Origin of the sequence: Acutalibacter sp. 1XD8-33 (assembly GCF_003612555.1) — a bacterium.
Lineage (GTDB): Bacteria > Bacillota > Clostridia > Oscillospirales > Acutalibacteraceae > Acutalibacter.
This window is the reverse complement of record NZ_RAZF01000015.1, coordinates 62,513-72,424: the sequence shown is the minus strand read 5'-3', so window position 1 is coordinate 72,424 and position 9,912 is coordinate 62,513. Positions and strand designations below refer to the sequence as shown.

At 53.7% G+C, this 9,912-nt stretch carries 13 protein-coding genes; 1 reads left to right on the top strand and 12 read right to left on the bottom strand.

Annotation, left to right across the window (positions count from 1 at the left end; genetic code table 11):
* The 7 genes from D7X94_RS11170 to D7X94_RS18785 form a co-directional block, all read right to left on the bottom strand.
* Positions 1-593 (bottom strand): hypothetical protein (locus D7X94_RS11170; RefSeq protein ID WP_120427776.1); only part of this gene is annotated, 593 nt, incomplete at its 3' end.
* 23 nt (positions 594-616) lie between these two features.
* The gene (locus tag D7X94_RS11165; protein ID WP_120427775.1) at positions 617-1,024 is read right to left on the bottom strand and encodes a capsid assembly scaffolding protein Gp46 family protein; all 408 of its coding nucleotides are present in this window, start codon (positions 1,022-1,024) and stop codon (positions 617-619) included.
* A 159-nt stretch (positions 1,025-1,183) separates the two neighbouring features.
* Positions 1,184-1,546: a hypothetical protein gene (locus D7X94_RS11160; RefSeq protein ID WP_120427774.1), complete on the bottom strand. Its 363-nt coding sequence runs from the start codon at positions 1,544-1,546 to the stop codon at positions 1,184-1,186.
* Between the two features lie 167 nt (positions 1,547-1,713).
* Positions 1,714-2,085 carry a hypothetical protein gene (locus tag D7X94_RS11155; RefSeq protein WP_120427773.1) on the bottom strand — a complete coding sequence of 124 codons (372 nt, stop codon included), beginning with the start codon at positions 2,083-2,085 and terminating at the stop codon, positions 1,714-1,716.
* A 6-nt stretch (positions 2,086-2,091) separates the two neighbouring features.
* Complete coding sequence (locus D7X94_RS11150; RefSeq protein ID WP_120427772.1) at positions 2,092-2,460, bottom strand: hypothetical protein; 369 nt, start codon at positions 2,458-2,460, stop codon at positions 2,092-2,094.
* A 125-nt stretch (positions 2,461-2,585) separates the two neighbouring features.
* Positions 2,586-2,762 carry a hypothetical protein gene (locus D7X94_RS18495; protein WP_158591004.1) on the bottom strand — a complete coding sequence of 59 codons (177 nt, stop codon included), beginning with the start codon at positions 2,760-2,762 and terminating at the stop codon, positions 2,586-2,588.
* Between the two features lie 250 nt (positions 2,763-3,012).
* Positions 3,013-3,177: a hypothetical protein gene (locus tag D7X94_RS18785; RefSeq protein WP_199715077.1), complete on the bottom strand. Its 165-nt coding sequence runs from the start codon at positions 3,175-3,177 to the stop codon at positions 3,013-3,015.
* A gap of 160 nt (positions 3,178-3,337) precedes the next feature.
* Between D7X94_RS18785 and D7X94_RS11145 the strand changes: the two genes are divergently transcribed.
* A complete protein-coding gene (locus tag D7X94_RS11145; protein WP_120427771.1) occupies positions 3,338-3,844 on the top strand; it encodes a helix-turn-helix domain-containing protein in 507 nt (168 codons plus the stop codon).
* A 501-nt stretch (positions 3,845-4,345) separates the two neighbouring features.
* On the opposite strand, the gene D7X94_RS11140 is transcribed toward D7X94_RS11145, so the two are convergent.
* From D7X94_RS11140 to xylB, 5 genes are all read right to left on the bottom strand, one after another.
* Positions 4,346-4,873, bottom strand: a complete 528-nt coding sequence (locus D7X94_RS11140; protein WP_120427770.1) for a nitroreductase family protein — start codon at positions 4,871-4,873, stop codon at positions 4,346-4,348.
* Positions 4,874-5,173: 300 nt separating this feature from the next.
* Entirely contained in the window at positions 5,174-5,980 is an 807-nt protein-coding gene (locus D7X94_RS11135; protein WP_120427769.1) for a M15 family metallopeptidase, read from the bottom strand.
* 144 nt (positions 5,981-6,124) lie between these two features.
* Entirely contained in the window at positions 6,125-7,267 is a 1,143-nt protein-coding gene (locus D7X94_RS11130) for a sensor histidine kinase (protein ID WP_243111283.1), read from the bottom strand.
* On the bottom strand, positions 7,257-7,949 hold the full coding sequence (gene vanR / locus D7X94_RS11125; RefSeq protein ID WP_120427768.1) for a VanR-ABDEGLN family response regulator transcription factor: 693 nt from the start codon (positions 7,947-7,949) through the stop codon (positions 7,257-7,259). The genes D7X94_RS11130 and vanR overlap by 11 nt, the downstream gene beginning before the upstream one ends.
* 410 nt (positions 7,950-8,359) lie before the next feature.
* Positions 8,360-9,850 (bottom strand): xylulokinase, encoded by a 1,491-nt coding sequence (gene xylB / locus D7X94_RS11120; RefSeq protein WP_120427767.1) that lies wholly within the window; start codon positions 9,848-9,850, stop codon positions 8,360-8,362.
* Positions 9,851-9,912: the final 62 nt, after the last annotated feature.

The following is a 9,912-nucleotide window of genomic DNA, read 5'->3' as shown; positions in this document are numbered from 1 at the left end:
TTCAGGCGCAGATCGTTGCCAATGTCGGTTTCAAGGATGATGTCCTTGCATTTTTTCATCAGCGCATAGGTGGCGGGGGTGGCAACCAGCACCCGGCCCGTTTCGGGAACCTCGGCATTGTCCAGGGCTTCAGAACCAGCAAGGGTTTCCACATAGATGTTCGTGGCGGTCAGACCCTTGGCGGCGGGGACGGTTCCAGCATTGGTGCACATGATACCGTAGGTATAGGAATCCACTTCCGGGATCACCACTTCCCGAAGCTGGCGTTCCAGGGCGCTTGCCGCCTGAAGCTGTTGGGCGGTTTCGTCCGTGTCCAGCTTGTCAATGGCGAAGGTGAAGGAACGATCCCGCTTCAGCGTCATTTCCTCGGTGACAGCATCCAGGGAAGCGACAGCCCCGTAACGGCTCCAATTACCAGCGGCGGGGCCGGTGCGCCCATAGTCGTTCATGGCGGACGTGCTGATCTTATACACCTTGACGGTGTGCGCCCCCGTCCAATCAAAATCGGTGTTGGTCAGAAGGGACTTTTTGGAAGCCGTGGTGAACTTTTCATCAACCAGCGGCTTGAAGGTGGTAACGAGATTGATAGCCATTTATTGGCACTTCCTTTCTTGGATCAGGAAAGCCCCATAGCCTTTCTAAGCTGGGAATCACCGCCCATTTGCGGCGCTCTGCCAGCTTCAGCGGGTTTGGCCCCGTAGAATTTGACAGGCCGGGCTTCCCCCTTGATTTTGTCGATCACACCCTTCAGGGTGGTAATGGCCTTTTCCATGGCTTCAGGGCTGGACACATTCAGAGCGTCCAGCAATTCCACGGGAAGGCCGCTTTCGGTCAATTTCTCTTTGGCGGTCAACAGCAATTCGCGCTGGGCCAACTGCTGTTCCCTTTCAGCAAGGGCGGCTTCCGATTTGGCCTTCTCACGGGCCAGCCGGTCAGAAACGATCTTGTTCACCTGATCTTGCGTGAAAGTGGTTTCCCCGGCTCCTTCCGGGTTCTGGTTCTGCATGGCCTTGTTTTCATCCATCTTGAATTACCTCCGTTTAACGTCCAGAGTGGACTAATATAGAAAAAAGCGTGGGAACCGTCCATAGCAGACAGTTCCCACGCCGTTTTCGCACAGCTTCCACCCGGTAGAGGGTGGGGTACTTTGATAATCTAATTATATCATAGGGGGGCAGGGGGGTCAAGCGTTATCTGCCTGAAATACGCCTACTTTTTTAGCCACAGCCAACGCTTCACGGGACAGCTCCGTCCGGATCAGCTTGTCCGCCTCGTTAAGATACTGTTCACGGCGTTCGCTGTCCCCGGTGATTTCTGCCGCTCTCAAAAGTTGCTGGATCGTAAACTGCCGGTTAGATTTCATATCGTTGGAACCTCCTTCAACCTCTTCCGCCTTGTTAAACGTGCCTAAAATCGCATGACAGATATAAACTATGGAATATGCGGTCTTGCCGTCAATCTCCTTATTCAGAACCATATTGGCGATCCTACTTAGCGCCCGTCTGATTTCTGTAGGAGTAGACAGTTTCAAAACTTTTCTTCTCATTCTTGCCGCTCCTTTTTGCAAGTGGTGATATACAGGTAATTATACGGTGGGGAAGTAGTGCTTTTTTTGACCTTTAAGGGGGGGAATAGTTCCCGAAGCCGGGCTACTATCCGGGCCGCTGTCGCTTCCTCGTCCGGGGTGTATGATACTCTGATTTTCATAGGCGATCACCCTTCAGCGCCCAAAGCAATATCAATATCCCGTTTCAAACTCACTATTTCCAGGTCAACCCCATAGAGGGCCGGGACGAACTGCGCAGGTTCACAGCCGTTTTCCTTGATCCGATCCAGCGCACAAACAACGGCAAGAATTGTGGAGTGGATTTTCTGCGCCCGGTCTTTCACCGGCTCCATACCCATCTTGAAGTCATCGGCGGCGGCATCCTGTCCCCGCATGAAGCCGCACTGGAAGGCAAGCTGGATTATGTCAAACGGTTCAGCAGCCTCAGCCTTAATGGCGTTCAGTTCGTCCGTGGTCAGGTCAAGGGCTTCCGGAATTTCAATATCATCAGCGGCGAGAACAAAATCTTTAGCGTTCATTATGTATTACCTCACTTTCTGTTGGGCGGCAAGCATGATTGCGTTAATGAACCGAACAAACTTCTTCAGATCGTAGTCGTTCAATCTGACATATCCTATCTTAAATCTAAACAGCTTTTCATCTGCATCAGAGGGGCGTTTACCCGGACGATAAATCGCCCTCTCGCAAAAGGCCGGGAAGTGCTCAAAGTACACGGACAACACACCGGTAATCTGATTTGTGCTGTCCGCTTTCGGATCAATGATCATTGTATTGCTTTTTCGGTCGAAAATTACAACATCTGGTTGAAGGTCGAAACCGTCATCCAAATCCAGTGTATACCCCATTCTATCCAAAACAGGGAAAAGAACCGCTTTGACTTCATCAAAATCCATATGTAACAAATCCTTTCTTGTCAGGCGGGGCGGCGGTGTGCTATAATGCTCTTGCCGCCCCTGTTGTGGGTAGGCTTCGGCTCCTGTGTGTCAGGTTGTGGAAGGTGTGACACATGGGGGCTTTCTTACTGCTGGGCCTTGTCCAGATCATCCAACCACAGGGCCGCTTCATCTAAAGTCATGTGATCGGGGACCGCAAGGGTGTTGGTGTAGATGTCCACCAGGTAATAGTCGCCGTTGCGATGTTTGCGAATCCTCATATCATGGGCCTTGGCCCTCGACTTCAATTTGTTCAGTATCATGTTAAATTACCTCGCTTTCTTTTCGTCAGGTTTCGTCAGGTTTTCGGCAATCGCCACGATTGCACAGCGACCATCAGTCCACCATGCGCAATCGTCCCGCTCACAGTTGGGCATATTGCAATCAGGGCCGCACAAAGGGCACCACTTTTCATTCATCAGATTTTCACCGTCCTTTCAAAGTATTGTGGTTTCCCACGACAGCGCCGGGGCGCTGTTTCAGCAAGTAACCGGCTTGCCATCATCAGGTGGGCTATTCACATTTGAAGGTGACTTCATGGCCGGGGTTCTCTTCGATAAGCTGGGCTTTCAGATCGTCCACCAGCATGTTGTTATCAAGGGCCGCTTGCACCACGTCCACCAGCTTCTTCCCGTCAAGGTAGGCCCACACGGTTTTTCTTTTGGTTCTGCGCTCCATTTCTTATTTTCGTCCTTTCTTTCTCGAAAAAAACAAGTAATTACTTATGTGCCTTAATAGTATCACAAGTTTTCGCTAATGTCAAGGACAAATTTAAAAGTTTTCACTTGTTTTTTCTTTTTGCTTGTGTTAAACTACATTAAAGAAAGGTGGTGACACAATGACGGTCGGCGAAAACATTAAACGAATTAGGAAAGAACGGGGACTAACTCAACAGGATTTGGGAGATCGGTTAGGAATGACACAATCCGCCATATGGCAGTTTGAAAGCGATAAAACTTCCCCCAAATTAGAAACCGTTGAAAAAATTGCAGTTGCCCTAGGCGTAACCGCATTTGATTTAATGGGTGCGGAATTGTGGAATATTCAGGCTGGCCCGGAAAAGCTGGCAGAACTTCAAACAGCAAGCAAAGATTCTCCCATAGAAATTTACTTGAAGTCACAAGATTACACGGTTAAGCACCGTGAAGCTAAGTGGCATTGGGAGAATGAAAGCGATCCACCAGAAGATCGGGTGCAGATAGTGGATGAATGGGAAATCATTCTTTCCAAAGACGGACACACCGCCACATTTACCGATGCAGAATTTGAGGAACTGCAAGCCGGGGCAAAAGAAGCCATTGAAGGCAAGTTCTACAAAAAGGTTTTGGAACAGCAAAATAAATAACCCCATTACAAGCCTACAGAGGGCCTATAACGGGGTTTTAGATAGGAAGTAATATTCTCCCAATACCTTTTACGGGGTAAAAACGCCGTAGAGCGGCCCACAGAGGGCTGGACGAATTTCGTCGATCCAAAACAAAAAGAATCCCCACGGCGGCAACCGTAGGGATTCCGAAAGCACCCACCACAAGACACCTACCAAAGAATCAAGGGTGGACAGGTACATTATAGCACCTGCCCTTGGTTCAGCGCAACCACTTTTGAAAGGGACAGGTGATATTTTTTGAAATTGCCGAATAATTACGGCAGTATAAGCAAGCTGTCAGGCAACCGCCGCCGTCCGTATGTTGTGCGGAAGTCCAAAGAGGGCGGGGGCTTCACTATTCTTGGATACACAGCTTCCAGGGAAGAAGGGCTTGAACTGCTGGCCCAATACAACGCCAACCCATCGGGAACTCCCAGATTTTGGGGTATGGGCTGTCGAATTTATCTGAAATGTTTTCGATCACCACTTGTCAAAATGAACCCGGTCCTCCTCATAGCCTCCACGGGCAGGCAGATTTTTCTGCGATTCCTCCGGGTAGCCGAAAGCAATGATGGAGTGGGGCATGGCGCTCTCCGGCAGATCAAAAAGCTGGCGCTGGGCGGCGATCTTCTCCTCCTGCGGCCAGGTGCCCAGCCAGACCGAGCCGATACCCAGGCTATGGGCTGCAAGGATCATATTCTGCGCGGCGATGGAGCCGTCAATGACCCAATAATCTGGGGCGCGGTCAACGGTACGGGTCATGTCGCCTAACACCAAAATACCTAAGGCAGCGTCCTTTAGGGGCTGGGCTGCAGAGCCGTTGCCGTCCGCCATTTTGCAGAGCGTATCCCGGTCACGGACCACAAGAAAACTCCACGGCCTGGCGTTTACCGCGCTGGGGCCAGACATACCGGCTGTGAGAATGGTGTGCAGGTCCCCGTCAGAAATGGGCTGGGATGTGAACTGGCGCACGCTGCGCCGGGTGGAAATCGCGTCAATACTATTCATGGAAAATCCTCCTCGTTGAGCTTAATATAGCATAAATCCACCCGGAGTTTTCCGGTACATTTGCGAAGCAAAAGGCAGCCGCTGTGCGGGCGAGGGAAACTCCGAATGTACGCTTCGCCTACATTTTAGCACATTTCATAAGGATAGCGCAAACAATAATTTAAAAATCAAGGAGAAAATCCCTGTGGAAAACACAAGGACAATGACCATTCAGATGCCCGGGGGAATCTACCAGTGGATGAAAGTCTACCTCAAAGCGCCATCAGCTCAAGCAAAAGTACCGGGAAACTCGAATCAATATTATCCGGATTTCTCCAGATATTCCTCCAAACAAAGCCCCTGCTCATACATCTCCGTGGCGGCCTCCACCCCTACATAGCGGTAGTGCCAGACCTCCTCCACCGTGCCGGTAGTATCTGTCTTATCCCCCGGATAGCGGAAGATAAATCCATACTTATAGCTGTTCTCCTGGAGCCAGATGAATACATCATAGGTTGCCCCCTCCACGTCCACCGCCAAGCCAAGCTGATGCTCGCTGGTACCCGGGACAGCCACCCACTTGCCCGCTTCAGCTTTAGCCTCCTCCTCTGAATAGCCCCGGGATTTGTACTTGTTTACCTCGGCGTCATACAGCTCCTGCTGCACCTCCTGGGTACGGTAGCCGGAGATCACCCGGGGCAGCTCGTCCCAGTTGCCCTCCCTGGCGGCTTCAAGCATCTCCGTCAGCGGCCCATAAATGCGCTCGTCTACCTTCTCCCCGCCGGGGAGCTCCTTGAGGCTCACGTTGTACCCCTCCGGGATGGGGTTCCAGCGGTTCACAAGGCGGAGGTTCCAGTCCGTGCCGTCCTCGTAAACTGTTGATGGCTCCTGGGGCTGGCTGTCCTGAATGGTCGGGTCTGGCGTGCCCTGCTTGGTTTCGCTCAGCGCCAGTCCGGGGAAGGTGGAGCTTTCCGGGGGTGGCAGCTTATTCACATAGTCCATGCACCCCATTGCCGCCAGGAACACCAGCATAGCCGCGCAGGCCGCGCCCGCCACCCATGTGGCGAGGGTGTTCCTTCTGTGTCGCTGCCGATATCTGCGCCTGCGCGCCATTGCTTTCTCTGACATATTTCATGCCTCCTAGAAAAATAATAAGCGTTCTCATCTGGCATAGTAGTAAACGCAGACGGCTTTGCCGCCGCGTTAACTACATCATACCAGATGGGAACGCTCTGTTCTTTAATATGAAATTGTATCTTTCCTAAGAAAATCCTAAGATTGCGCGGGCAGGGTGACGGTAAATGTGACGGTTTCATCTATGCTCTCCGCTGTTATCCTGCCCCCATGCAGGGTGACGATCTCCTTGGCGATAGCCAGCCCCAGCCCGGCCCCGCCGGTGCCCGAGGTGCGGGCTTCGTCCAGACGGTAGAATTTTTCAAAGAGGGAATTAAGCTTTTCCTGTGGGATAGTCCTGCCCCGGTTGCTAAAGCGGAGGGTGACGGCCCCCTCCTTTTCTTCCGCAGTGAGGACAATTTCCGTGTCAGGGTAGCTGTAGGCAGCGGCGTTTTTCAGCACGTTTCCAAACACCCGAGCCAGCTTGTCCGGGTCGCCAGGGACGGTGAGGGCTTCATCGGCCTGCAATCTGACCGTATTACCGTTCTTCTCCAGCACCGGCAGCAGCTCGTCTGTGAGCTGCACCAGCAGGTAGTAGAGGTCCACCGGCTCCTTCTGGAGGGCGATCTCCTGCAAATTGTACCGGGTGATGTCGAAGAATTCGTTTATCATCTTTTCAAGCCTATAGGCTTTGTCCAGGGTGATGCGGGTGTACTTGGCCCGTTGCTCTACCGGCATATCCGGGGCCTCGTTCAAAAGGCTCAGGTAGCCGATAACAGAGGTCAGGGGGGTTTTCAGGTCGTGGGCCAGGTAGGCGATGAGGTCGTTTTTGCGGGTGGTCTCCTCCTTTAACCGGCGCTCATTTTCCAGCAAGGCTGACTTGATGTCTGAAAGCTGCGCGGATATCTCGGCCTGCTCCTTGGGGAACACCGTTACGGCGTCGGCGCTGCCTTTCATGTAAGCCCGCAGGCGCTGGCTGATGTCGGTGATGGTGCGCTTTTCCTGGCGTTTGGCGGCGGCCTGGGCGGCCACAAAAGCCGCCCCCAGCCACAAGAGCGTGCCGCCGATGAACACCGCCAGCACAAAGGGCTTCAGCCGCCCCCAGTTGATGGTGTGCCAGATCTCCCCAGTACCCTCCACAGGGTTGAAGTGGCCCTCGGTCTGGGTGAAAAAGCCCTCGAACCAATCGATAAAAAAGCCATCGAACACGTTGTCCACCAGAAAATACAGCGCCGAGCAGGCTGCAAACCCGGCGGTCAGCAGCATAAGCAGCTGTAAGATTCTGCCAATTCTATTTTTCAATTTTGTACCCCACTCCCCAGATGGTCTTGATTGCCCCGGCGCTCTCTCCCAGCTTTTCCCGCAGGTGCCGGATGTGTACCGTGATGGTGTTGTTGGATTTGGTATAATACTCGTCCTGCCATATCTTGTGGAACATTTCCTCCGCGCTGACCACCTGACCTTTGTTTTCCAATAGAATCCGCAGGATGGAGAACTCGGTGGGGGTCAGGGACAAGGGCTCATCCAGCAGCAGGCACTCGTGGGTCTTGGTGTTCATAAAAATTCCGGCGTGTTCCAGCGCGTCCGGCTCTAGGGTATCCGCCATGCCAGGGTTGTAGCGCTTATAGCGGCGCAGCTGGGCCTTGACCCGGGCCACCAGCTCCAGAGGGCGGAAAGGCTTGGTGACATAGTCGTCCGCGCCCAGGGTCAGGCCGGTGATCTTATCTGTCTCCTCCATTTTCGCCGTTAGCATGATGACCGGGTAGGTGTGGCGCTCCCGTATCTTCTGGCAAATGGCAAAGCCGTTTATCCCGGGGAGCATGACGTCCAGTATGGCCAGGTCCAGCTCTGTGGACTCGATGCAGGAGAGGGCCTCCCCGGCGGAGTAAAACTTATATACGGTGTAATTTTCGTTTTTGAGATACAGCTCCACCAGGTCGGCTATCTCTATTTCGTCGTCGACAATCAGGATTTTTTCGGACATCCGCAGCACCTCCTGTCCCTTCTATTGTATCGGATTCACGGGCCCCACGCAATGCTTTTTTCCTTGAGAAAAGATTAAGAAGCTGTACCGGTAGCATTTGTATTCCGATTTTCGAGCAAATTCGGTGGGGAGCAGCAATCTGGCAATTGGCAAGTTTTCACAACGCCGCTTCCCGGCTGAATTTGCCGGAAAGGGGAATACAAATCCTATTGGTACGGCTTCTAAGGTTTTGGCGGAGCCGGGGCGAGGTGGTCGGGGATATCCTCCGGCGGGCGCTGAAACCGGCGGGGAATAGGACGCAAAAGCAAAAGGCCGGGGGCAAATGCCCGGTCTTTTCAGTATAGCAACGCATTCGATATTTGGAGAGCGTAAGTCTTTTCATAATCAAAGGAGATTCCCGGCCGCAAAGGCTACCGCGCGTTTAATAATCCCTTTGTGCCCTCATATAGCCCTCGGAACCGCCAGCGGTTTTCCTCGTAAAGCGCCGTGTGGTCTGGGACCGGCACTGTTGCCTGTTCAGCCAGCTTGACGGTTTCCTCCACAGCCTGGGCCGTGTCTTTATACCACCCCAGCCCCACCGCCGCCATCATGGCTGCTCCGGTGCAGGCCTCCTCTGTGGTTTCCGTGGTATAGACCGGCACGCCGAACATATCCGCCAAAATCTGCCGCCAGAGCTGGCCTTTCGCGCCGCCTCCGGAGGCGATGAGCCGGGAAACCGGCAGACCAAGCCCTTTCATGATCTCCATACATTCATACAGATTATAGGCAACCCCCTCCATCACCGCGCGGATGAGATGCCCTTGCCCGTGCTTCATGGCCAGCCCAAAGAAGATTCCCTTCGCGTCCGGGTTCAGATAGGGATTCCGCTCCCCGGCCAGGTAAGGAAGGAAGATCAGTCCCTCCGAGCCCGCGGGAACGGATGCAGCGGACTTGAGAAACGTCTCAAAATCAGCCTGGTTTTGCAGGGCCTGGCCCTTCAGCCAATTTAAAGCGCTGCCGCCATTGAGGGTGCCGCATTGCAGATACCAGGAGCTTTCTGCGGCGTGGCAAAAGGTCTGGGAGCGCAGAGCTTCATCGTACATCGGGCGGTCTGTCACCGTCAGGATCTGCGCCCCTGTGCCGATATTACAGGCGTAAGACCCTGGAAAAATCACGCCGTTGCCTACTAACTGCATGGCGGAATCTGCCCCGCCGGCCGTAAGCGGTGTGCCCTGCAAAAGGCCGGTCTCCGCCGCCGCAAGAGATGAGACCTTCCCGCACACGTCCCAAGGCTTCCCAACAGAAGGGAAAATGGCCGGGTCAATGCCCAGCTTATCCCGCAGCTCGCCGCACCAGCGCCTTTCCGCCACGGAAAACGCCAGGGACGCGGAGGCGTCTGTCTCGTCGGTAAAGATCTCCCCGCACAGCCGGTACCGCAGGTAATCCTTCGGCAGCATGGCCCAGCGAATCTCTTCAAACAACGCAGGCTCATGCCGTTTCAACCATAACAGGGAACAGATCAAGGAACCAGGGATAGGGCGGTTCATCAGTGTTCCGCCAAGCCCATTTTCTTCCACGATCTTTTGGAGCTCCGCGCTCTCCTTCCCAGAACGCTGGTCCATCCATATGATCGCAGGGCAGACAGGCTTCTCGTCCTTATCCAGCGCTACCAACCCATGCATCTGCCCGGAAAAGCCGATCCCTTTGACCTGCCCGCCGGACACGCCGCAGACACGTAGGACTTCCGCTACGGCGGACTTGGCAGCTTCCCACCATTCTTCCGGGTCCTGCTCCGCCCAGCCCAGAGTGGGAATAAAGATCTCATATTTCTTGCTGACAGCGCCTGCCAGCCTGCCTGAACGCTCCAATAGCGCCGCCTTGACGGAGGATGTCCCTACATCAATACCCATTGTGTATTCCATTGAAAAGCCCCCTTTTATAGTGAATCTCTAAGCCACCCCCGCAGACAGAATGGGATTGGCTA

Coding starts and splice junctions, on each gene's coding strand:
- D7X94_RS11165 (WP_120427775.1), bottom strand. CDS start 1,024: ATGGATGAAAACAAGGCCATGCAGAACCAGAACCCGGAAGGAGCCGGG.
- D7X94_RS11160 (WP_120427774.1), bottom strand. CDS start 1,546: ATGAGAAGAAAAGTTTTGAAACTGTCTACTCCTACAGAAATCAGACGG.
- D7X94_RS11155 (WP_120427773.1), bottom strand. CDS start 2,085: ATGAACGCTAAAGATTTTGTTCTCGCCGCTGATGATATTGAAATTCCG.
- D7X94_RS11150 (WP_120427772.1), bottom strand. CDS start 2,460: ATGGATTTTGATGAAGTCAAAGCGGTTCTTTTCCCTGTTTTGGATAGA.
- D7X94_RS18495 (WP_158591004.1), bottom strand. CDS start 2,762: ATGATACTGAACAAATTGAAGTCGAGGGCCAAGGCCCATGATATGAGG.
- D7X94_RS18785 (WP_199715077.1), bottom strand. CDS start 3,177: ATGGAGCGCAGAACCAAAAGAAAAACCGTGTGGGCCTACCTTGACGGG.
- D7X94_RS11145 (WP_120427771.1), top strand. CDS start 3,338: ATGACGGTCGGCGAAAACATTAAACGAATTAGGAAAGAACGGGGACTA.
- D7X94_RS11140 (WP_120427770.1), bottom strand. CDS start 4,873: ATGAATAGTATTGACGCGATTTCCACCCGGCGCAGCGTGCGCCAGTTC.
- D7X94_RS11135 (WP_120427769.1), bottom strand. CDS start 5,980: ATGTCAGAGAAAGCAATGGCGCGCAGGCGCAGATATCGGCAGCGACAC.
- vanR (WP_120427768.1), bottom strand. CDS start 7,949: ATGTCCGAAAAAATCCTGATTGTCGACGACGAAATAGAGATAGCCGAC.
- xylB (WP_120427767.1), bottom strand. CDS start 9,850: ATGGAATACACAATGGGTATTGATGTAGGGACATCCTCCGTCAAGGCG.